Annotated in this window: 20 protein-coding genes; 13 read left to right on the forward strand and 7 right to left on the reverse strand. The window is 71.7% G+C overall.

Annotated features, from left to right (window positions below; translation table 11 throughout):
* Window positions 1–38 precede the first annotated feature (38 nt).
* Complete coding sequence (locus tag J116_RS17960) at window positions 39–1,601, forward strand: RDD family protein (protein ID WP_023588458.1); 1,563 nt, start codon at window positions 39–41, stop codon at window positions 1,599–1,601.
* 87 nt (window positions 1,602–1,688) lie between these two features.
* Window positions 1,689–2,462 (forward strand): RDD family protein, encoded by a 774-nt coding sequence (locus J116_RS17965; protein WP_023588459.1) that lies wholly within the window; start codon window positions 1,689–1,691, stop codon window positions 2,460–2,462.
* On the opposite strand, the gene J116_RS17970 is transcribed toward J116_RS17965, so the two are convergent.
* Window positions 2,448–2,690: a hypothetical protein gene (locus tag J116_RS17970; RefSeq protein WP_023588460.1), complete on the reverse strand. Its 243-nt coding sequence runs from the start codon at window positions 2,688–2,690 to the stop codon at window positions 2,448–2,450. The two genes, J116_RS17965 and J116_RS17970, sit on opposite strands and share 15 nt — an antisense overlap.
* Before the next feature lie 347 nt (window positions 2,691–3,037).
* Here J116_RS17970 and J116_RS17975 point away from each other — a divergent pair, with 347 nt between their 5' ends.
* Window positions 3,038–5,479: an immune inhibitor A domain-containing protein gene (locus tag J116_RS17975; protein ID WP_023588461.1), complete on the forward strand. Its 2,442-nt coding sequence runs from the start codon at window positions 3,038–3,040 to the stop codon at window positions 5,477–5,479.
* 156 nt (window positions 5,480–5,635) lie between these two features.
* On the forward strand, window positions 5,636–5,941 hold the full coding sequence (locus J116_RS17980; protein ID WP_028964212.1) for a hypothetical protein: 306 nt from the start codon (window positions 5,636–5,638) through the stop codon (window positions 5,939–5,941).
* A 143-nt stretch (window positions 5,942–6,084) separates the two neighbouring features.
* Here J116_RS17980 and J116_RS17985 read toward each other — a convergent pair whose 3' ends face one another.
* Both J116_RS17985 and J116_RS17990 read right to left on the reverse strand, forming a co-directional pair.
* Complete coding sequence (locus J116_RS17985) at window positions 6,085–6,672, reverse strand: isochorismatase family protein (protein WP_023588463.1); 588 nt, start codon at window positions 6,670–6,672, stop codon at window positions 6,085–6,087.
* A 111-nt stretch (window positions 6,673–6,783) separates the two neighbouring features.
* On the reverse strand, window positions 6,784–8,118 hold the full coding sequence (locus tag J116_RS17990; RefSeq protein WP_023588464.1) for a nicotinate phosphoribosyltransferase: 1,335 nt from the start codon (window positions 8,116–8,118) through the stop codon (window positions 6,784–6,786).
* 150 nt (window positions 8,119–8,268) lie between these two features.
* On the opposite strand from J116_RS17990, the gene clpS reads away from it, so the two are divergent.
* From clpS to J116_RS18025, 8 genes are all read left to right on the forward strand, one after another.
* A complete protein-coding gene (clpS, locus tag J116_RS17995) occupies window positions 8,269–8,574 on the forward strand; it encodes an ATP-dependent Clp protease adapter ClpS (protein ID WP_023588465.1) in 306 nt (101 codons plus the stop codon).
* Window positions 8,574–9,140: a DUF2017 domain-containing protein gene (locus tag J116_RS18000; protein WP_023588466.1), complete on the forward strand. Its 567-nt coding sequence runs from the start codon at window positions 8,574–8,576 to the stop codon at window positions 9,138–9,140. The genes clpS and J116_RS18000 overlap by 1 nt, the downstream gene beginning before the upstream one ends.
* A gap of 1,045 nt (window positions 9,141–10,185) precedes the next feature.
* Window positions 10,186–11,718 carry an alanine/glycine:cation symporter family protein gene (locus J116_RS18005; protein ID WP_023588467.1) on the forward strand — a complete coding sequence of 511 codons (1,533 nt, stop codon included), beginning with the start codon at window positions 10,186–10,188 and terminating at the stop codon, window positions 11,716–11,718.
* 390 nt (window positions 11,719–12,108) lie between these two features.
* Window positions 12,109–13,521 carry an amino acid permease gene (locus tag J116_RS18010; protein ID WP_023588468.1) on the forward strand — a complete coding sequence of 471 codons (1,413 nt, stop codon included), beginning with the start codon at window positions 12,109–12,111 and terminating at the stop codon, window positions 13,519–13,521.
* A 91-nt stretch (window positions 13,522–13,612) separates the two neighbouring features.
* The gene (locus J116_RS18015; protein ID WP_023588469.1) at window positions 13,613–14,035 is read left to right on the forward strand and encodes a Mov34/MPN/PAD-1 family protein; all 423 of its coding nucleotides are present in this window, start codon (window positions 13,613–13,615) and stop codon (window positions 14,033–14,035) included.
* Window positions 14,036–14,286: 251 nt separating this feature from the next.
* Window positions 14,287–14,403: a putative leader peptide gene (locus J116_RS31380; protein WP_023588470.1), complete on the forward strand. Its 117-nt coding sequence runs from the start codon at window positions 14,287–14,289 to the stop codon at window positions 14,401–14,403.
* Window positions 14,404–14,550: 147 nt separating this feature from the next.
* On the forward strand, window positions 14,551–14,829 hold the full coding sequence (locus J116_RS18020; RefSeq protein WP_023588471.1) for a MoaD/ThiS family protein: 279 nt from the start codon (window positions 14,551–14,553) through the stop codon (window positions 14,827–14,829).
* Complete coding sequence (locus J116_RS18025) at window positions 14,829–15,779, forward strand: PLP-dependent cysteine synthase family protein (RefSeq protein ID WP_023588472.1); 951 nt, start codon at window positions 14,829–14,831, stop codon at window positions 15,777–15,779. Before J116_RS18020 ends, J116_RS18025 begins: the two co-directional genes overlap by 1 nt.
* A 77-nt stretch (window positions 15,780–15,856) precedes the next feature.
* On the opposite strand, the gene J116_RS18030 is transcribed toward J116_RS18025, so the two are convergent.
* Both J116_RS18030 and J116_RS18035 read right to left on the reverse strand, forming a co-directional pair.
* Window positions 15,857–17,458 (reverse strand): TROVE domain-containing protein, encoded by a 1,602-nt coding sequence (locus J116_RS18030; RefSeq protein WP_028964214.1) that lies wholly within the window; start codon window positions 17,456–17,458, stop codon window positions 15,857–15,859.
* A gap of 497 nt (window positions 17,459–17,955) precedes the next feature.
* Window positions 17,956–18,498, reverse strand: coding sequence for a type II toxin-antitoxin system PemK/MazF family toxin (locus J116_RS18035; protein ID WP_023588474.1), 543 nt, complete (start codon window positions 18,496–18,498; stop codon window positions 17,956–17,958).
* A gap of 256 nt (window positions 18,499–18,754) precedes the next feature.
* On the opposite strand from J116_RS18035, the gene J116_RS18040 reads away from it, so the two are divergent.
* Window positions 18,755–19,504 carry an MBL fold metallo-hydrolase gene (locus tag J116_RS18040; RefSeq protein WP_023588475.1) on the forward strand — a complete coding sequence of 250 codons (750 nt, stop codon included), beginning with the start codon at window positions 18,755–18,757 and terminating at the stop codon, window positions 19,502–19,504.
* Window positions 19,505–19,593: 89 nt separating this feature from the next.
* On the opposite strand, the gene J116_RS18045 is transcribed toward J116_RS18040, so the two are convergent.
* Together J116_RS18045 and J116_RS18050 are read right to left on the reverse strand one after the other, a co-directional pair.
* A complete protein-coding gene (locus J116_RS18045) occupies window positions 19,594–20,859 on the reverse strand; it encodes a PTS transporter subunit EIIC (RefSeq protein WP_023588476.1) in 1,266 nt (421 codons plus the stop codon).
* A gap of 311 nt (window positions 20,860–21,170) precedes the next feature.
* Entirely contained in the window at window positions 21,171–22,451 is a 1,281-nt protein-coding gene (locus J116_RS18050) for a PTS transporter subunit EIIC (protein WP_023588477.1), read from the reverse strand.
* Window positions 22,452–22,523 lie beyond the last annotated feature (72 nt).

The raw sequence follows: 22,523 nt of genomic DNA on the forward strand, positions 1-22,523 counted from the left end.
TTGAATTGAGGCCCTCGAGGAGATACGGGACCACGGTGATGAGCGCCCCAACCCCGGCAACCGGCGACGGCAGCCCCGAAGCCGGGTACTACCCAGACCCCTCCATTCCTGGCTACATCCGGTACTGGAACGGTGCCGCCTGGGTGCCCGGTACGAGCCGTCCGGCCCCCGGAGAGGGCGAGGCCATGCCCGTGCCGCCGGCCTCCGCCGCCCCCGCGCGGGTCCCCGCCCAGGCGCCCCCGGCCGCCTCGCGGGCCACGGCCGCGTCGCCGGTTCCGGCCGTCGAGGAGACCGGGCCCGTCTTCCTGGACGAGGACCCCGGCATGGCCTCCGAGCCGGGGCCCGCCGCCGAACCGGAACGGGACGCGGAACGCGACGCGGCGCCCGAGCCGGCGTCCGCGTGGCAGGCCGACATGTCCCGCCAGCGGGGCCTCGACGGCGGACCCGACGTCGCGTGGGGCGCGGCGGGCGGCCCCGACCCGCGCGTCCCGGCCGCGGCCGACCCGACGGGCGGTGCGCTCCCGGGCGTACGGCGGGTGGACCCCGGGCCCGAGGCGCGTACCGGCCCGGCGCGCACCGGCCCCGAGGGCACCATGACCATGCGGCCGCCCCAGCCGGAGGCGCCCCGCACCCCGGACGTCCCCGCGCCGCAGGGTCCCCGCGACGCGCAGCCGCAGGGCCCGCAGACACTCGGCCCCCAGTCCCAGGTCCCCCCGCCCCAGGCCGCGCACGCCGCGCAGGCCCAGGCACCGCACGCGGCGGCCGCCCAGCCCCACCCCGTACCGCCTCATCCCGCACAGGCCCAGGCCCAGGCGGCGGCCGCCCCGCACCAGCCGCAGCCCCAGGCGCCCGCCCAGTCCCAGCCGTCCACCGCGCACCAGGCGCCCGCCCCGCACCAGGTCCCGCCGCACACGGCGGCGCCCGTCACCAGCGGTCCCGGCGGCGGCGCGGCCTCCTGGGCGCAGCAGGTCCACCAACTGGCCCAGCCCGCACCCGTCCCCGCCCAGTCCGGCACCGGCCTCGGCGCCGCGCCCGGGCAGGACGCCGCCCAGCCGGTCGTCCCCTGGAAGCCGCCGGTCAGCGACCCGTTCCTGCGCGCCGCCCAGGAGCGGGCTGCCGCCCGCCCGGCCGGGCTCGGCAGGAGGTTCGCCGCCCGGCTGGTGGACACCCTCGTGCTCGGCGCGCTCGCGGGCGCGGCCTCCGCGCCGTTCGTGCTGAACGCCGTCGACCACATCAACGACAAGATCGAGCAGGCAAAACGGTCCGGCGAGACGGTCACCGTCTGGCTCGTGGACGGCACCACCTCCGTCCAGTTCGGCATCGCGCTCGGCATCCTCCTCGTCCTCGGCGTCCTGTACGAGGCGCTGCCCACCGCCAAGTGGGGCCGCACGCTCGGCAAGCAGTTGTGCGGCACCGAGGTGCGGGGCATCGAGTCGCACGAGCCGCCCGGCTTCGGGGCGGCGCTGCGCCGCTGGCTCGTGTACGGGGTGCTGGGCCTGGCCGCGATCGGCGTGTTCAACGTGCTGTGGTGCCTGTTCGACCGGCCGTGGCGCCAGTGCTGGCACGACAAGGCGGCCGGGACGTTCGTAGCGGCCCGCTGACGGCCTTTCGGGGCACCGCGCCGACGGTGTCCCCCGAACGGCACATGAGCGGATGCGGGCGCGGGCGGGGCGGGATGCACTGCCCCCATGAGCAACGAACCGCCCACGCCAGGCCCGCCCCCCGACGACGATCCGTTCCGCAAACGCCCGCAGGAGCCGCCGCGCTATCCCGAGGGCGGCGGTACGCCCCCGCCGCCGCCCCCGCCCAGCGGCGAGGGCCCCTACCCGGGCGGCCCGCCAGGACCCGGAGCGGGCGGCCCGTACGGCGGTGAACCCCCCGGCGCGGGCGGCCCGTACGGCGCGGGCGGCCCCTATGGCGGCGGCCCGTACGGTGGAGGCCCGTACGGTGGAGGCCCGTACGGCGGCACCGATCCGCTCGCCGGGATGCCGCCGCTCGGCGACACCGGCAAACGCGTCCTCGCGCGCATCGTGGACTGGCTGATCATCGCCGTTCCGCTCGGGCTCATCGGCATCCCCTTCGGCGTCTACGACCGCGTGGGCGACGAGTCGGGCGACATCGCCGACGTGTGGGCGACCGGCAACGACGGCGGCCAGTGGGTGTTCCAGCTCATCTCGATCGTGGCGTACGTCGCCTACGACACCTTCATGACGGCGAAGCGCAACGGCCAGACGCTCGGCAAGCGCATGACGGGCCTGCGGGTCGCGATGCTCAACGACGGCAGCGTCCCGCCGGTGAACGCCGCCCTCATGCGGGCCCTGGTGCTGTGGCTGCCCACGCTCATCTGCTGCGCCTGCCTGTGGCCGCTGCTGCTCCTCGTCCTGATCCTGGTGGACAAGCCGTACAAACAGGGCCTCCACGACAAGGCGGCGAAGACCGTCGTCGTCTCAACCACGGACTGACGAGCGCCGTTCCCGCGCGGCGGCGGGCTCCCGGCCCGCCGCCCGGCTCTCCCCGCCCTCCTCGGCCGTGCGCGCCAGGGTCACCGCCAGGCCGAGCAGCAGGGAGAGGACGGCCGACACGGCGATCCCGGCGTCGCTCGTCGTTCCCGTCAGCAGAAGCAGGGTGACGGTCGAACAGATGACGGTGGCCGAACCCAGGGCGAGCCGTGCGACGGTCGGACGCGGCATGACGGTTTCCGTCCCTCTCGGTGGTTCGCGACGCGGTCGCACGCTGCGGACGACCGCCGACGACCCTACGACGGCGGCCGCCCGGCGGGAACCAGGGGTGAGTGTCACCTCACGCGCGGTACCGGTGCGTCAAGGGCGCACGGGGTCACCAGGACCGCGCGCCCGCTTTTCCGTGTCCGGTATACGGATTGAGCTGTCCACATAGGGCACTTGGCCTGTGCAAGTCAAGACTGTCTTTTCTCGCGTAAGTCCGGTCGAATGTCGTCACTTGTGGCGCGACACCGCACGCGGATAATCACGTGACCCCCCCATCCGCGTCGGCGGTTCGCAGGGGAGGAAACGTACAAGTGACCAGCAGACGACGGGCGTTCCGCGCGTCCGCGGTGTTCGTGGCCCTGGCCGCGACCGCCGCCACCGCCGGGGCCCTCACGACGGCCCAGGCCGACAACCGCCCGGAGACGGGCATCGAGCGCCACGACCCGGCGCCGGGCACCGACCACCACGGTCACGCCCACGACAAGGCCGCAGGGGTGGACCACGACCTCGAGGGTCCGTTCAGCGAGCAGCAGACCAAGCAGCGCGAGGCCGCGCTGGAGCAGGTGCTCTCCGGCGAGTCCAAGGTGGAGCGCCGCGGCGCCTCCCAGGTCGTCAAGCTCGACGACAAGAAGTACGTCGAGCTGGGCCGGGAGAAGACCGACAAGATCTTCACCATCCTGGTCGAGTTCGGCGACAAGGTGGACAACGAGACGCTCGTCGACCGCAAGGACGACGACACGGACGAGCTGAAGCCGAAGTTCGGCGGCACGCCCGGCCCGCTGCACAACCAGATCGCCAAGCCGGACCGGACGAAGGACAACTCGACCGCCTGGCAGGCCGACTACGACCGCGAGCACTTCCAGGACCTGTACTTCGGTACCGGCAAGGACGAGCAGGGCAACCAGAAGCACTCGCTCAAGACCTACTACGAGCGCACCTCGTCCGGCCGCTACTCGGTCGACGGCACCGTCTCGGACTGGGTCAAGGTCGAGTACAACGAGGCCCGTTACGGCTCCAACTACTGCGGCCAGACCAACTGCGCCAACGTCTGGGACGCCGTCCGCGACGGTGTGACCGCCTGGTCGAACGACCAGAAGGCCAAGGGCAAGACCGACGCCGAGATCAAGGCGATGCTGGCCGAGTACGACCAGTGGGACCGTTACGACTTCGACGGCGACGGCAACTTCAACGAGGCCGACGGCTACATCGACCACTTCCAGATCGTCCACGCGGGCGAGGACGAGTCGGCCGGCGGCGGCGCCCAGGGCTCCGACGCCCTGTGGGCGCACCGCTGGTACGCGTACGGCACCGACGCGGGCAAGACCGGCCCGGCCCACAACAAGGCCGGCGGCACGCAGATCGGCAACACCGGCATCTGGGTCGGCGACTACACGATGCAGCCGGAGAACGGCGGCCTCGGCGTCTTCGCCCACGAGTACGGCCACGACCTGGGCCTGCCGGACCTGTACGACACGTCCGGCCGCGCGGGCGCCGAGAACTCCACGGGCTTCTGGTCCCTGATGTCCTCCGGCTCCTGGCTGGGCACCGGCAAGGACGCCATCGGCGACATGCCGGGCGACATGACCGCCTGGGACAAGCTCCAGCTGGGCTGGCTGGACTACGAGAAGGCCAAGGCCGCCACGAAGTCCAAGCACAAGCTGGGCGTCGCCGCGTACAACACGAAGAACCCGCAGGCGCTCATCGTCGAGCTGCCGAAGAAGAGCGTCACCACCCCGATCGTCAAGCCGGTCCAGGGCGCCACCCAGTGGTGGAGCAACATGGGTGACGACCTCAAGAACACCCTCACCCGCTCCGTCGACCTGACGGGCAAGGCCAGGGCCGAGCTGTCGCTCGACGGCTGGTGGGACATCGAGGCCGAGTACGACTACCTGTACGCCGAGGTCTCCACGGACGGCGGCGCGCAGTGGACCGCCCTCGACGGCACCGCCGACGGCGCGCCGATCACCAAGGACGCCAGCGGCGCGACCGCGCTGACCGGCACGTCCGAGGCGTTCAAGAAGCTCGTGTACTCGCTCGACGCGTACGCGGGCAAGAAGATCGACCTCCGCTTCCGCTACCAGACGGACGGCGGCGTGGCGCAGAAGGGCTTCGCGGCGGACAACATCATCGTGACCGCCGACGGCGCCCCGGTCTTCTCCGACGACGCCGAGGCCGAGGCCGCGGGCTGGACGTCGAAGGGCTTCTCCCGCATCGGCGAGGCGATCAGCGACGAGTACCCCCAGTACTACATCGCGGAGAACCGCCAGTACGTCTCGTACGACGCGACGCTGAAGGTCGGCCCGTACAACTTCGGGTTCGGCGGCGACAAGGCCGGCTGGGTGGAGCACTACCCGTACCAGACCGGTCTGCTGATCTGGAAGTGGGACACCTCCCAGAAGGACAACAACACGGCCGTCCACCCCGGTGAGGGCCTCGTCCTCCCGATCGACGCCCACGCCAAGCCGCTGACCTGGGCCGACGGCACGCTGATGCGCAACCGCATCCAGTCGTACGACGCCCCGTTCAGCCGCTTCCGCACCGACCGCGTCACCCTGCACAAGGCCGACGTCGCCCAGGGCTTCGGCGGCCTCGCCGGGAACCCGGTCTTCGACGACCGCAAGGGCGTCTACTGGTTCGAGAGCAACCCGCGGGCCGGCGTCAAGGTGAACGACACCAACACCCGGATCGCGATCACCGAGCAGCCGCGCAACGGCCGCACGATCACTGTCCAGGTGGGTCCGTCCACCAAGTGATGATCCACCGCTGAGTTCCCGCGGCCCCAGGGGCGCGGGAACGAGGCAGGTCAGGGCCTGATCGGCCGTCGCCCCCTGGCGGGCGGCGGCCGATCGTGTTTAGGTGCGGGTGACCGAGTCCTGATGGACAAGCATTCGACGGGGGAGCGTTTCGGCATGCCCGGTGGTGGTTTCTGCAAGTTGCCCGGCGGCAGCATGGTCGTCGCGCTGAGCCTGCCCAACCCGGCCGGTGACGGCGAGGTCCGCATCCTGGTCCACGCGGTGAACCGGCCGCGCGCCCTGACCCGGCTGCGCAACCTGGGCCTGCGCGTCTACCTGCGGGGCAACTCCCACCCTCCGACGCCGGACGAGATCACGGCCGTGCTGCACCACCCGGACGGGCTGCTGTGGCGGACCACCCCGAGCCGCGAGCCGGAACTGTGGCGCCCCATACGAGCCCTCCTGAGCCCCGGAACACCCTGAGGGCCCTGAAGCCCGGCCGAGGCCCCGGGACCGGCGCCCGCGCCCCCGCCCCGGCGCCTGAGCCGCCCGTGGGCACCCGCCCGGCGCCCGAGCCGCCCGTGGGCCCGCGCCCCGGCGGCGTACCCCCAGTGGACGGACCCCGGTCAGACGACCGGCTGGCCGGTCAGCCGCACACCCGCCGCCCGCAGCTCCTCCAGCGCCTTGCCGGTGGTCTCCGCGTTCACCCCCGCCGTCAGGTTCAGCAGTACCTGGGTGCGGAAGCCCTCCGCGACCGCGTCGAGCGCAGTGGCGCGCACGCAGTGGTCCGTCGCGATGCCCACGATGTCCACCTCGGTCACGTCGTGCGCGCGCAGCCAGTCCGCGAGGGACACGTCGTTCTCGTCGGTGCCCTCGAAACCGCTGTACGCCGCCGCGTACGCGCCCTTGTCGAACACGGCCTCGACCGCCCCGGAGGCGACGGCGGGCGCGAAGTTCGGGTGGAACCCGACGCCCTCGGTGCCCGCCACGCAGTGCGGCGGCCAGGAGCGCGCGAAGTCGGGGTGGTCCGCGAAGTGGTCGCCCGGGTCCACGTGGTGGTCGCGCGTGGCGACGACGTGCTGGTAGCCGACCCCGGCCGTCTCGCCGACGAGGTCCGTGATGGCGGCGGCGACGTCCGCGCCCCCCGCCACCGCGAGGCTGCCGCCCTCGCAGAAGTCGTTCTGAACGTCCACGACGATCAATGCGCGGTGCATGGCGGTTGTCCTTACGGTGGGGGAGCGGTCGGTGGTCACGGTGAGGGTCGCCGCGAGGGGCGTTTCGAGCCTAGAGACTTCCCCCTTCCAACGGGAGGGGGAAAGGCCGGGCTACGGCGTCAGGTACTCCGTCGGCAGTACCGGCTCGCCGCGCGACAGCTGCACGGCCGAAAGGGGCAGCCCCGCGCGGGCGGCGATGTGCCGCTGCCGTGCCGCGTCCAGCGGCTCCCGGGCGACGACCTCACCGCCCTTGACCAGCTGGCGCAGCATCTGCCGCGCGGCCAGCTCCTCCGGTACGGGCCCTGTGCCGACGACCTCCGCCTCGGCGACGCCGTCGGCGTCCAGCCGCCGGGCCGCCCACTTGCGGCCGCCGACCGACGCCTTCCCGCCGAGCGACTTCTTCGCGACGGGCCGCAGCGGCGCGTCCGGGTCGGCCGAGTCGGCGCGGGCGACCAGCTTGTAGACCATCGAGCAGGTCGGGTGGCCGCTGCCGGTGACCAGCTGCGTCCCTACGCCGTAAGCGTCCACGGGCGCGGCGGCCAGCGAGGCGATGGCGTACTCGTCCAGGTCCGAGGTGACGACGATCCGTGTGTCGCGGGCGCCCAGCTCGTCCAGCTGCTGCCGCACCCGGTGCGCCACCAGCAGCAGGTCGCCGGAGTCGATCCGTACGGCTCCGAGTCCCGGCCCGGCGACCTCCACGGCGGTCCGCACGGCCTCGCTCACGTCGTAGGTGTCCACCAGCAGCGTGGTGCCCCGCCCCAGCGACTCCACCTGCACCCGGAACGCGTCCCGCTCCGTGTCGTGCAGCAGCGTGAAGGCGTGCGCGGACGTGCCGACGGTGGGGATGCCGTACCGGAAACCGGCCGCGAGGTCGGACGTCGAGTCGAAACCGCCCACGTACGCGGCGCGCGAGGCGGCGACGGCGGCCAGCTCGTGGGTGCGCCGTGCGCCCATCTCGATCAGCCCGCGCCCGCCCGCCGCCGCCGACATCCGGGACGCGGCGGCGGCGATGGCGGAGTCGTGGTTGAGGATGGAGAGGATCACCGTCTCCAGCAGCACGCACTCGGCGAAGGAGCCCTCGACGCGCAGGACCGGCGAGCCGGGGAAGTACACCTCCCCCTCGGGGTAGCCCCAGATGTCCCCGCCGAAGCGGTAGTCCGCGAGCCAGGCGAGCGTCGGCTCGTCCACGATGCCGCGCTCGCGCAGGAAGGCCAGGACGGCGTCGTCGAACCGGAAGTTCTCCACGGCGTCCAGGACGCGGCCGGTACCGGCCACGACCCCGTACCGGCGGCCCTCGGGCAGGCGCCGGGTGAAGACCTCGAAGACCGAGCGCCGCTCGGCGGTGCCGCCCCTCAGGGAGGCCTGGAGCATGGTCAGCTCGTACTGGTCGGTGAAGAGCGCGGTGGACGGCACAGCCACCGGAAGCCCTAGGTCCGCAGCGTTCATGCCAGGATCGTACCCCGAATACTCGTCAGAGTGACGATTTCTCGTTCGAGGACATTTCGGCGGCCCCGCGCGCGGGTCGCGAGGGGGCTCGTAGCGGAGTCCGACGGTCCGTTTGTGCGGTGGCGCATGGGCAGTGGCAGCATTGGGGGAGTGAGTGTGGCTCCCGTAGAGATCGAACGCACGGCCCCGGCGGAAGAGGGGCAGGCCGTCACCGAACCCGACGTGCCGTGGGTGACGATCGTGCACAACGATCCGGTCAACCTCATGAGCTACGTCACGTACGTGTTCCAGGCGTACTTCGGCTACTCCAAGGACAAGGCGCACAAGCTGATGCTCGACGTGCACCACAAGGGCCGGGCCGTGGTCTCCAGCGGCACCCGCGAGGAGATGGAGCGCGACGTGCAGGCCATGCACGGCTACGGGCTGTGGGCGACGCTCTCCCAGGACCGCGGCTGATGAGCGGGCACTTCGAGGCGCTGCCCGGCGGCGGCGCGGCCGTCCGGCTGGACGACGTCGAGATCTCCATCCTCCGCTCGCTCGCCGTGCAGATGCTGGAGCTGATCGGACCGGGCGAGGAGCCGGGCCCGGACGACGACCCGCTCGCCGCGCTCTTCCAGGACGGCCCCAGCGAGAAGCCCTCCGACCCGGCGCTGGCCCGCCTGTTCCCCGACGCGTACGGGGACGGCGACGACGAACTGCGCGCGGCGTCGGCGGAGTTCCGCCGGTTCACCGAGAACGACCTGCGCACCCGCAAGCGGGACGACGCCCTCGCCGTCGTACGCAGCCTCGACGCGCTGCCCGCGGGCGGTCGCCTGGAGCTGTCGGCCGAGCAGTGCCACCGGTGGCTCGGCGCGCTCAACGACCTCCGCCTCACCATCGGGACGCGCCTGGAGGTCACCGACGAGGACGAGAACAGCGACCTGTACCGGCTGCCCGACTCGGACCCGCGCAAACCGATGGTCATGGCCTACCTGTGGCTCGGTGCCCTCCAGGAAACCCTGGTCGAGTCCCTGATGTCCTGACCCCGACGCGGCCCCAGCTGTACGGCACGCCCCTGGCCGGCCCCGCCCTCTGCGTGCCGCCCCGCGCCCGGTGGGCGGCACGCCCCCTGGCGGGCGGCCTTGCGGGTCTGCCCCGCGCTCACGGCCCCCCATGAGCGCCCTGCGGCGGGCCGAAGTCTCCGTCGACGCCCCGCCGTGCGGCCTGCCCGCCTCCCCGACGGGTCCCGCCGCCCCGCGCCCCTGGGCGGCGCCTGCGTGCCGCCGCGCCACCGCCCCGAAGCCTTTGCGGGCTTGCCCGCCCTGCGTGGCCGGTCTCCGCTGTCCCAGCCCCCGGGCGCGCACTCGCTGAGGGCCTCCGCTCCGCTGTGGGCAGATGGTCCTCCCCCAAGGACGTCGAGCGCCTGCCCACAACGGGGGAGCGGGTCAGCCTGCCCGCATCTGCAGTGGCCCGCCGCCCGCCGACAAGGTGCCCGAAGGCGGGGGCGAACCAGTGGCTCGCCCGCGGGGCGACGCGCGGCGCTCAGGGGCGGGGGTGGCCACCGGGTGGTTTGTGGGGGTCTGGGTGGGTAGGTGCGGGCCGGTGGCTCCGCACGCAGGCGACCCGTAGGGGTGGGCCCACGGGCCGGGGCCGGGCGTCGAGAGGGCGGCCCCGATCATGGTCACCGCGCGTAATGGGTGCAGGCAGGAGCCGTCTCCTACCGCGTTTTCCGCCCCTTCCCCCCGTCCGCTGATCGAACGGCGCATTCCACATAACGATCGCGTCACCGCTCCTGCACTTCTCTTCCCAGTGGCTGGTTTCCACCGCCAGTCTGTGACCCAGGTCACGCGTCGATCAGTGAACCACGTGGTAAAACTTCGCAACTCCACCAGTAGGCAACGAAGCCACCCGGTGGAGAGTGGATCAATCCAGCCACTCACGCACGACATGTGTGACCCACGTCGTCCGAGTCCGCGGCCGACGGGGTGAACACGTCGCCGGATCGGACAACGGCGTTCGCTCAACCCGCACCCCTCTGCTGCTGTGCCGTGCCGCCCAGCAGGTCCCCTGCGCCATTGAGGTAGTCAGATGTCTCTGGACTCCATCACCACATCGATCGACGAAGGCGTCAGCGAATTCGTCGAACCCATCGCCACATGGCTCGGTGAGGTCGTCTTCTTCTCCGTCCCGGTCGCCGGCACGGAGCTCCCGCTCATCGTCGCCTGGCTCGTGGTCGCCGGTCTCGTCTTCACCGGCTGGTTCGGCTTCGTCCAGCTCCGCAAGTTCCGGCTCGCCGTCGATGTGGTGCGCGGCAAGTACGACGACCACGGCGCGGCCGGAGAGGTCAGCCACTTCCAGGCCCTGACCGCCGCCGTCTCCGGCACGGTCGGCCTCGGCAACATCGCCGGTGTGGCCGTCGCGGTCTCCATCGGCGGCCCCGGTGCGACCTTCTGGATGATCCTCTGCGGTCTCCTCGGCATGGCCACCAAGTTCGTCGAGGTCACCCTCGGTGTGAAGTACCGCGAGGAGCACGCGGACGGCACCGTCTCCGGCGGCCCGATGTACTACCTGCCCAAGGGCTTCGCCGAGCGCTTCGGCGCGGGCGGCAAGAAGTTCGGCAAGGTCCTGGCCGTCCTGGCCTCCGCGATGGTCCTGTTCTTCGGCCTCTTCGGCGGCAACCTCTTCCAGGTCAACCAGTCCTACGCGCAGCTGGTCTCCGTCACCGGCGGCGAGGACGGCGTGATGGGCTCCTCCGCCGGCGCCCTGTTCTTCGGCATCCTGATCGCCGCGCTCGTCGGCATCGTCCTGCTCGGCGGCATCCGCTCCATCGCCAACGTCACCAGCAAGCTGGTCCCGGCCATGGCGGGCATCTACATCGTCGCCTGCCTCGTCGTCATCCTCGTCAACGTCACCCAGGTGCCGAGCGCGATCGCGCAGATCATCGAGGGCGCGTTCAACCCGCAGGGTGTCGCCGGCGGTGTCCTCGGCGCCCTGATCATCGGCTTCAAGCGCGCCGCCTTCTCCAACGAGGCCGGCCTGGGCTCCGCCCCGATCGCCCACTCCGCGGTGAAGACCAAGCACCCCGCCAGCGAGGGCCTGGTCGCCCTGCTGGAGCCGTTCATCGACACGGTCGTCATCTGCACCATGACCGCGCTGACCATCGTCATCGCCAACCCGAAGAGCTGGGGCGAGGCCCGCGCGGGCGAGTCCATCGGCGGTGTCACGATCACCTCCGACGCCTTCGGGACCGTCATGCCGTGGTTCCCGTACATCCTCACCTTCGCGGTGATGCTGTTCGCCATCTCCACCGTGCTGACCTGGGGTTACTACGGCCTCAAGTCCTGGACGTACCTCTTCGGCCGCAGCCGCGCCAGCGAGATCACCTACAAGGTCGTCTACACGGTCTTCGCCGTCGCCGGTTCGCTGCTGACGCTCCAGACCCTGATCGACATGGCCGACGCGGTGCTCTTCATGCTCGCCGTCATCAACATCATCGGCCTCTACCTGCTGGCCCCCGTCGTCAAGAAGGAGCTCAACTCCTTCCTCGACCACGTCAAGGCCCGCAAGGCCGGCCAGGCCGACCCCGAGGAGCGGGAGGAGGAGCCGGCCAAGTCCCTGTGACCGCCGCCCTCGCGGCAGGGTGACCCCCACACCCCGCCACCGCACCACCCACGCGCCCCCCGCACCGGACCCCCGGTGCGGGGGGCGCACCCGTGCCCGGCCCGCCTCCGGTACGCCCCCCGTTCGCGTTCGCTCAGCGGACGCTCAACTCCGTATAACGATCTCTTAATAATGAGTCGTCCTTTTTCGCCGGGTAACAGCCGGACAGTCACCTTATGGGCGTGATGCGGGCCACAGGGCCCCCCGTTCCGTGCGCCGGGGCCGTGATACATCTGCACGACCGCCCGGGAGCGCCACCCATGCTCCCGGGGGCGCCACAGCCGGCCGACCGCCGGCGGCACTCCAGCCATGTCCGGGGGGATCAGCGTGGAGAAAGGCGCACCGAAAACCATGACCTCATCGAAGGTCGAGAACGACCACAGCGGCGACGGGGCCGTCGGCGAGGGCTACCAGCGGGGCCTGGGCGCCCGGCAGATCCAGATGATCGCCATCGGCGGAGCCATCGGCACCGGCCTCTTCCTCGGCGCGGGCAAGGCCATCTCCAAGGCGGGCCCGAGCCTCGTCCTGGCGTACGCGATCGCCGGCCTGGTCATCTTCTTCATCATGCGGGCCCTGGGCGAGCTGCTCATGTACCGCCCCGTGTCCGGCTCCTTCTCGGAGTACGCCCGCGAGTTCATCGGCCCGTTCGCCGGGTTCGTCACCGGCTGGACGTACTGGCTGTTCTGGGTGGTCACCGGCATCACCGAGGTCACCGCGGCCGCCACGTACATGACGTACTGGTGGAACATCCCGCAGTGGATATCGGCGCTCGTCTTCACCGTCGTCCTGTACGGCGCCAACCTGATCTCCGTGAAGCTCTTCGGCGAGCTGGAGTTCTGGTTCTCGATGGTCAAGGTCACCGCCATCGTCGGCATGATCCTGATCTGCGCCGGCATCCTCACGCTCGGCTTCTCCGACGCCGGGGACACCGCGTCCGTCACCCATCTGTGGGCCGACGGCGGCTTCTTCCCCAAGGGCATCGGCGGCACCGTCATGACCCTCCAGATCGTGATGTTCGCCTTCCTCGCGGTCGAGCTCGTCGGTGTCACCGCCGGTGAGTCCAAGGACCCCGAGACGACGCTCCCCAAGGCGATCAACACCGTGCCGTGGCGCATCGCCGTCTTCTACGTCGGCGCGCTCATCATGATCCTGTCCGTCGTGCCGTGGACCCACTTCAAGCCGGGCGTCTCGCCGTTCGTCGCCGCGTTCGAGCAGATGGGGCTGGGTGTCGGCGCCGCCATCGTCAACTTCGTGGTGCTGACCGCCGCCCTGTCCTCCTGCAACTCCGGCATGTACTCCACCGGCCGCATGCTGCGCGACCTGGCCCTCAACGGGCAGGGCCCGCGCCTGTTCACCCGGCTGACGAGGTCCGGCACGCCGCTGATCGGCACGACCTTCTCGGCCGCCCTGATGCTCGTCGGCGTGTGGATCAACTACCAGTGGCCCGGCGACGCGTTCGAGAAGGTCGTCTCCTTCGCGACCATCTCCGGCATGTGGGCCTGGATCATGATCCTGATCTCGCAGATCCGCTACCGCGCCAGGGCCGACCGCGGCGAACTGCCGCAGTCCTCGTTCAAGGCCCCCGGCGCCCCCTTCACCAGCTGGTTCGCGCTGCTGTTCATCTTCGGCGTGATCGTCATGATGGGCATCGACGCCGAGGCGCGGGTCTCCCTGTACTGCGCCCCGATCTGGGCGCTCATCCTGGGCGTCTCCTACCTGGTGCTCCGCTCGCGCGACCCGGAGAACGCCGCGTTCAGGCGCTGATCCCGGCCGCCCGATCGGCTTCTGTCCGGCATGTGGGCCCGTCCGTACCACACTTCGGTACGGGCGGGCTCGTCTGCTTATCCTGATGCCCATGCTGACCATCACACGGGCCCTGTACGACCAGATCGTCGCGCACGCCCGCGCCGACCACCCCGACGAGGCGTGCGGCGTGGTCGCGGGGCCGGCCGGCTCCGGACGCCCAGAGCGCTTCATCCCCATGCTGAACGCGGCCCGCTCGCCCACGTTCTACGAGTTCGACTCCGGTGACCTGCTGAAGCTGTACCGCGAGATGGACGACCGCGACGAGGAGCCGGTCGTCATCTACCACTCGCACACGGCCACCGAGGCCTACCCGTCCCGCACGGACGTCTCCTACGCCAACGAGCCCCAGGCGCACTACGTCCTGGTGTCCACGGCCGACACCGACGACGCGGGACCCTTCCAGTTCCGCTCGTTCCGCATCGTGGACGGCGAGATCACCGAGGAAGAAGTCCAGGTCGTCGAGGCGTACTGAACGCCGCACGCAGGGCCGCGCCGGGAGCCGCCGTGCCGGGAACAAGCCGCGCCGGGAGCCGCCGTACCGGAAAAGCCGTACGGGGAGCCGCCGTATGGCAGTCGAACGCCAGCCGGACCGGCACCCGCCGGGGCGCCCGGGAACGTACTGACCTGCGGCTCACCGCCACGGGGCCCGCATGGTGAGCGGGTCCCGTCCGGCATGCGAGATCACACTCCGATCGGGCGACCGGGAATCGATACGATGACCGCATGGTTTCCATCGACGTGAGCGAACAGACGCCGGGCACCGTCCTGCTCGTCGCGCGGCTGCACGTCGACCTGTGCCGCCTCGCCAGCGCCATGTGTCCACGCGGCGCTGCCGCCTGAGCCGCGGCCCTTCGCGCACGACCCGCCTCCCGCACGCACCCGCGACCCCCGCGGGCGCCCGGTCCGCGGCGCCCGGCAGGCCCCGTCTGTCTCCAGCCTTCAGCAGCGTTCAGCCCCCAGCCTTCAGCCTTCACAGGAGTCCACACCATGGCCATCGAGGTCCGCATCCCGACCATCCTCCGCACCTACACCGACGGCGCCAAGGCCGTCGAGGGCAGCGGGGCGACCCTCGCCGAGCTGTTCGCCGACCTCGAGACCCGCCACACGGGCATCCAGGACCGGATCGTGGACGGCGGCGAGCTCCGCCGCTTCGTCAACGTGTACCTGAACGACGAGGACGTCCGCTTCCTCGACGGCATCTCCACCAAGCTGTCCGACGGCGACAACGTCACGATCCTCCCGGCGGTCGCCGGCGGCATGTACTGATGCGTTACGACAGCCCCCTCGCCGCGGTCGGGAACACCCCGCTCGTCCGGCTGCCGCGCCTGTCCCCGTCGGACGACGTGCGCATCTGGGCGAAGCTGGAGGACCGCAACCCGACCGGCTCCGTCAAGGACCGCCCCGCCCTGTACATGATCGAGCAGGCGGAGAAGGAAGGCCGTCTGACACCGGGCTGCACGATCCTGGAGCCCACCAGCGGCAACACGGGCATCTCCCTGGCGATGGCGGCCCGCCTCAAGGGGTACCGCATCGTCTGCGTCATGCCGGAGAACACCTCCCAGGAGCGGCGCGACCTGCTCGCGATGTGGGGCGCCGAGATCATCTCGTCGCCCGCGGCGGGCGGCTCCAACACGGCCGTACGGGTCGCCAAGGAGCTCGCCGAGCAGAACCCGGACTGGGTGATGCTCTACCAGTACGGCAACCCGGGCAACGCCGCCGCGCACTACGAGACGACCGGCCCGGAGATCCTCGCCGACCTCCCGTCGATCACCCACTTCGTCGCCGGGCTCGGCACGACCGGCACCCTCATGGGCGTCGGCCGCTACCTGCGCGAGCACAAGCCGGACGTCAAGGTCGTCGCCGCCGAGCCGCGCTACGACGACCTCGTGTACGGGCTGCGCAACCTCGACGAGGGCTTCGTCCCCGAGCTGTACGACGCCTCCGTCCTGACGACCCGTTTCTCCGTCGGCTCCGCCGACGCGGTCACCCGCACCCGCGACCTCCTCCAGCAGGAGGGCATCTTCGCGGGCGTCTCGACCGGCGCGGCGCTGCACGCGGCGATCGGCGTCGGCCGGAAGGCGGTGAAGGCGGGCGAGTCCGCCGACATCGTCTTCATCGTCGCGGACGGCGGCTGGAAGTACCTCTCCACCGGCGTCTACACCGCCTCCACCACCGAGGCGGCCATCGAGACGCTCCAGGGCCAGCTCTGGGCGTAGCGCCGTCCTGAAGGCCCGGGTCGTAACGGCCCGGGTCTTTACGACCGGCGTGCCGTCGGCTTCTCGTCGGCTTCCCCTCAGGATCCCTCGCCGGTCCACGGCCACGCGGCCTCCCGGCCGGCCTCGATGAGGCCGACCATCCGGAACGCCGCGTCCGTGAGCCCGCCGAAGGTGTGCCGGTGCGGGCCCGCCGGGCCGTGCGCGGGCCGGTACCCGGCCAGGTTCCATGTGTAGACCGGTACGCGTCGCGGGACCGTCCCGGCCGGGTCCGCGGGCCCGTAAGGCGCGGTCTGCTCGTCGGTGACGATCAGCACCCGGTCGTGCTCCCGGTAGTGCCTCCGTACCGCCTTCTCCGTGTACGTGCCCCCGAGCCGGCGGAACCGCTCCGCCACCTCCAGCACGGGCTCGTCCCGTTCGAACGGCACCTCCTTGCTGCCCCAGCCGAACTCCACCAGGTCCGCCCGCTCCGCCCGCAGGGCCAGCGCGGCGCCGAACACGGCCGCCGCGTCCGCCCGGGTCAGCTTCGACCGCTCCGACACCGTGTCCCAGAACATCGAGTCGGACCGGTCCACCAGGATCAGCGTCCGGCCGGGCAGGCACGGCACGTTCCCCAGGCTGTGACCGAGTGCCCGCTCCAGCGCGTCCGACCAGCGCGGTGACGCCGCGTGCCGGTGCGCGGCCAGCCAGCGGAACGGGAACTGCCGGGACCTGACCACCTCCGCAGGGTCCGAGAGCCGCTCCGCGACCCGGGCCGCGACCTCGTCCGAGACGCCAGCCTCGTCGAAGTTCCGCAGGTTCCGCAGCAGCGCCATCGGTCCCATCGCCGGGATCACCGCCTCCCACACGGCGGCGTCCAACGGCCCGTGCAGCCAGCCCGCCAGGGCCTCCCACGTCAAACCCGCCGCGGCCAGCCGCTCCGCGCCGCCGGGCCCTGTCACCACCGCCCGCCGTTCCCCCACGGGCAGCCCCATCAACGCCCGGTGCGCGGTCAGCAGCTCGTCGGAGCCCGGCGGAACCGCCCGCTCCGGACGGTGGCGGCGGTCCAGCGCGTACCGGAACAGCGCGCCCTGCCACGGCCTGCCCGGGTCGGGCGACGCGTGCACCAGGTTCAGCACGTCGCCGAACCGGAAGGCGTGGGACGCGGTGTCGTACTTCAGCAGGGCCCGGGACGTGTACAGGCGGCGTACGGCGTCGGCGACGCCCCGCTTCACGGGCTGCGGCACCCTCCGCCCGTACGCCGAGACCCAGTGGGCCAGCAGCTTCCCGGGCTCGTCGGCGCGGAGCAGCACCGAGTCGATCACGGACCGGTTGGACGGGCCTCCGGTCACCCCGGCGTCGAGCCGCGCCCGCACATAGGCGGCCGCGCCCACCAGGGACGCCGTACGCAGGTTGCCCTCGGCGCGCAGCCAGCGCAGCAGACCGGCCGTCCACACGGGGTCCTCGACGGCGAGCCGGGCGACGAGCCGCGCGTACCGGCCGTCCCGCTCCTCGCCGCTCTCGTAGAACGTGTCCTGGGACACGAAGTTACCGACGGCGAGGAGGAACAGCTCCTGGCGCGGCTCCCGTACGACGGCGGGGCCGCCCGCGTGGGTGCGGAAGCCCGGTTGGGCGGGCACGTGGTGGGGCCGTGCCGAGGGCAGTGAGCGTGCGGTCGCCGCGATGTGCGGCGCCACGAGCATCTCGGACCACATCTTGGAGACGCGCGGGGCGTGACGAGGCAGGGAATCCCCCCGGATTCGGCGAACTGGACACCCCCGGCCGCAGGGGCCCACGGGGCGAAGAGACGCCCACGCCTGCCGAGATCAGGAGAGGCGGCGGCATCACTTGGATTCGAAGGAAGTAGCCGCAGCCGGGCGCACCGTCAGGCGCGGACGCGACGCACAACCTACAAGGGCCACCGCCCCGCACACCACCGAATTAGAAACAGGCCCGGCACACCACCGCATGACCCACCGGCCCGCCTCCAACCGGGGGATGCGGCCCGCCACCACCGAGCCGCAGGCTCCGCCCACCACCGACCGTCCGACCCCGCCCACCACCGACCGTCCGACCCCGCCCACCACCGGACAACAGGCCCGGCACACCACCGAATGACGCGGCCGCCCACCGCCGACCAGCCGGCGCAGCCCACCACCGAACCCACAGGCCCCGCCCACCACCCAGCAACGCGGCCCGCCTAGTCGGACGTCAGGTGCCGGACCTGGTCCCAGACCAGCGGGTCCACCGACCCCACACGCCGCCGGAACTCCCACAGCCCCACATCGCGCAGCTCCCCAGTCTCCAGGAAGCTCGCCCGCCCCCGCGCGTCCCCCACGGACCCGGGCGGCAGCGCGATCACCCCGGCCCGCTCCTCCCGGTACTTGCTGGTGATCTTCGCGACGAGCGCCGAGTCGCCCCGTACCGCGAGCACCAGGCACGGCCGGTCCTTCGCGCCCGGCCCGTCCTCGAACGGCACCTCGGCCCACCAGATGTCACCCGGCTCCGGCCGTCGCTCGGGCGCCGTCCGCGGACCCTCGGGCCGCCGCACCGGGGGCCGCCCGGGAGGCCGCGTCCGCCCACCGGGCCCCCGCGCACCGGTTCCGCGCCCGGCGCGCCCACCCGGCCCGCCCGGCCGACGACCACCGGGCCGGCGGCCACCGCGCCCCCAGCCGTCGGCCACCGCCGCGACGAGCGCGACCACCACGACGGCGACGAGCGCCAGCCACCAGGACGTGTCCATACCCCCGGACGTTACCGGCCCGCGCCGCGCCCCGCCCGGCCGCCCGCCCACCCGGGTCACCCCGCCCCGCCCCCCGGCCCCGCTCAACCCCGCCACGGCCACCACGTCCATCCGAACCGGTGACAGCACGGGTGAGTTCCCCCACAACGGGCCGCTGCGAAGGCGCGCCCCGCCGCCCCGCGCCGTACGCTCGTCGCACCGCACGACCTCCCCCCGTCAGCGCTTCCCCGCTCCCGTCCACGGAGGTTCACGCTCCATGAAGCTCACCGTCGTCGGCTGTTCCGGGTCGTTCCCGTCCGCGGACTCGGCCTGCTCGAGCTACCTCGTAGAGGCCGACGGCTTCCGGCTGCTCCTCGACATGGGCAACGGCGCCCTCGGCGAGCTGCAGCGCCACACCGGTCTGTACGACCTCGACGCGATCTTCCTGTCGCATCTCCACGCCGACCACTGCATCGACATGTGCGCGTACTTCGTGGCCCGGTACTACCGGCACGGCGGCAGCTGCGAGGCGATCCCCGTGTACGCGCCGGACGGCGCCGAGCAGAGGCTGTCCACGGCGTACGCGGACGTGCCGTCGCCCACGGCGATGAGCGAGGTGTTCGACTTCCGCACGCTGAAGCCCGGCTCGTTCGAACTCGGCCCGCTGCGGGTGCGGGTGGAGCGGGTGTGCCACCCGGTGGAGGCGTTCGGCATCCGCATCGAGCACGAGGGCAAGGCCGTCACGTACTCCGGCGACACGGGCGTGTGCGACGCGCTCGACGAGCTGGCGGCCGACGCGGACCTGTTCCTGTGCGAGGCGTCCTTCACGCACGGCAAGGAGGACATCCCCGAGCTGCACCTGAACGGCCGCGAGGCGGGCGTCCACGCCACCCGGGCCCGCGCCAAGCGCCTGGTCCTCACCCACATCCCGCCGTGGACGGACGCCGAGCGGAACCTCGCCGACGCGCGCGAGGTGTACGACGGACCGGCCGAGCTGGCCCGGCCCGGCGCGGTGTACGAGCTGTAGCGCCCGGCGCGTGTGAGGACGTACGGCAACGGGGAAGGCCCCGGGACCCTGACCGGGTCCCGGGGCCTTCCGCCGAAGCGAGGGGCGGGTTACTTCGCCTCCGCCTTCTGGAGCTCCGCCAGCTCCTCGTCGGTCTCGCGGCCGGGAGTCGGCAGGTTGAACTTGATGATCGCGAAGCGGAACACCACGTAGTAGACCGCGGCGAAGCACAGGCCGACCAGGGCGAGGCCCCACGGGTTGGTGGCGATGCCCAGGTTGAGGATGAAGTCGACCAGACCCGCGGAGAAGCCGAAGCCGTCCTTCATGCCGAGCGCCCAGGTCAGCGCCATCGAGACACCGGTCAGCACCGCGTGCACCGCGTACAGCACCGGGGCGATGAACATGAACGTGAACTCGATCGGCTCGGTGACACCGGTGACGAACGAGGTCAGCGCGAGCGAGAACATCATGCCGCCGACGACCTTGCGGCGCTCGGGGCGCGCGCAGTGGACGATGGCGAGGCAGGCCGCCGGAAGCGCGAACATCATGATCGGGAAGAAGCCGGTCATGAACTGCCCGGCCGTCGGGTCACCCGCGAGGAAGCGCGCGATGTCGCCGCTCTTGCCGTTGTACTCGCCCGCCTGGAGCCACGGGAAGGAGTTCAGCAGGTGGTGCATGCCGACCGGGATCAGCGCGCGGTTGGCGACACCGAAGATGCCCGCGCCCACGGCACCGGAGTTGACCAGGCTCTCACCGAACCAGTGCAGACCCGCGCCGAGCCAGGGCCAGATGAGGCCGAAGAGGATGCCGGTGACCAGACCGGCGAAGGCGGAGAGGATCGGCACCAGGCGCCGACCGCCGAAGAAGCCCGCCCAGTCCGGCAGCTTGGTCCGGTAGAAGCGCTGGTAGAGCAGCGCCACGATGAGGCCCATGACCACGCCGCCGAGCACCTTGGCGTCGACCGCCTGCTCCACCATGACGATCTTGCCGTCGACGATGGCTTCCTTCTTGGGCAGGTTGCTGTCCGTGAAGGTGGCCAGCACGCTCTTGAAGACGAGGTAACCCGTCACCGCGGCCAGCGCGGTCGACCCGTCCGACTTCTTCGCGAAGCCGATCGCGATGCCCACCGCGAAGAGCAGGGCCATGTTGTCGAGCAGCGCGCCGCCGCCCGCGGCCATATAGCCCGCGATCTTGGTGATGAACGTCGGGAACGACTCCCGGCCGAGCATGTCGGGCTGGCCGAACCGCACCAGGAGCGCGGCGGCGGGCAGCACGGCGACCGGCAGCATCAGGCTGCGGCCGATGCGCTGCATGACAGCCATCGCGCCCGCGCCCTTCTTCTTCTCCGCCGCGGGGGCGGTGCTGGCCGTACTCATCTACTTCCTCCAGTGGGCAAGGCGCCGCCAGGGAAGGAAAAGGGGGGACGGCGGCGTCTTCGGGGGTGGCTGCGGCACAGGAGAGACCGCCGCGTGGTCTACACCATTAGTGGTGTAGACCTGTTGTAGCACGGCCGGGGATAGATAAGGAACCTGCAAATACGTAACGCCCGCCTCACGAACCGTGCCCGGCCACACGGCCCCGCCGGCCAACCCCATCCGCCCCCTCCGGTGGGCGCACGCGAAGGCCCCCGGACCGGTCGGTCCAGGGGCACTCGCGGCGCGGTGCGGCGCGCGGTTTGGCGGACGCCCTACGGCTTCGTCGTCTGCCGCGCCATCTCCTCCTCCGCCTCCTCCGGCTCCCGCCCCGGCGTCGGCAGCTTGAACACCGTGATCGCGAAGCGGAACACCACGTAGTACACGACGGCGAAGCCCAGCCCGATCGGGATGATCAGCCACGGCCTGGTCCCCAGATGCCAGTTCACGACGTAGTCGATCAGGCCCGCCGAGAAGCTGAAGCCCGTGTGCGCCCCCAGCGCCCAGGTGATCAGCATCGACGCGCCCGTCAGCAGCGCGTGCACCCCGTACAGCAGCGGCGCCGCGAACATGAACGAGAACTCCAGCGGCTCCGTCACACCCGTCACGAACGACGTCAGCGCCACCGACGTCATCAGACCGCCCACCTCCGCCCGCCGCTCCGGGCGCGCCGTGTGCGCGATCGCCAGCGCCGCCGCGGGAAGCCCGAACATCATGATCGGATAGAAGCCCGACATGAACTGCCCCGCCGTCGGGTCCTCCGCGAAGAACCGCGTCAGATCACCCCGCACCACCGTCCCGTCCGGCTTGGTGAACTCACCCGCCTGGAACCAGAAGAACGTGTTCAGGAACTGGTGCATCCCCACCGGGATCAACAGCCGGTTCGCCATGCCGAAGATCCCCGCGCCCCACGAGCCCAGCCCGATCAGGTGCCGCCCGAACCACTCCAGCGCGTCCCCGACCGGCTCCCACAGCAACCCGAACAGGACCCCCAGCACCACGCAGAGGAACGCCATCTGGATCGGCACCAGCCGCCGCCCGTTGAAGAACCCCAGCCAGTCCACCAGCCTCGTCCGGTGGAACCGCTGCCACACGACCGCCGTCAGCAGCCCGATCAGAATGCCGCCCAGCACCCCCGGGTTCTGCGGCACCCCCTCCGGCACGTCAGCCGTGACCGTCCCCTCGCGCGGAAACGCCTTCAGCACGTTGAAGTACACGAGGAAACCCACCACGGCCGCCAGCGCCGTCGAACCGTCCGCCTTCTTCGCGAACCCGATCGCCACCCCGATGCAGAACAGCAGCGGCAGTCCGAACGCCCCGTCGAGGATCGCCGTACCGCCCTTCATCAGCACGTCCGACACCCTCTCCCAGAAGCCGCCGTGCAGCGTCGAGGAGAACAGGTTGCCGAGACTCACCAGCAGACCCGCCGCCGGCAGCACCGCCACCGGCAGCTGAAGGCTCCGCCCCACCTTCTGGAGACCCTGGAAGAGGGCGCTCCGCCGCGACCTGCGGGGCGCGGCGGCGGTCGCCGCGCCCGCCGTACGGTCGTCGCTCATCCGTCCTCCCGGGAGACAGGACTGGTGTAGACCAGTTGCGATAGGCTCGGCCGGAGCCGGCCGCGGGCAGGG

The organism is Streptomyces thermolilacinus SPC6 (assembly GCF_000478605.2).
Classification (GTDB): Bacteria; Actinomycetota; Actinomycetes; order Streptomycetales; family Streptomycetaceae; genus Streptomyces; species Streptomyces thermolilacinus.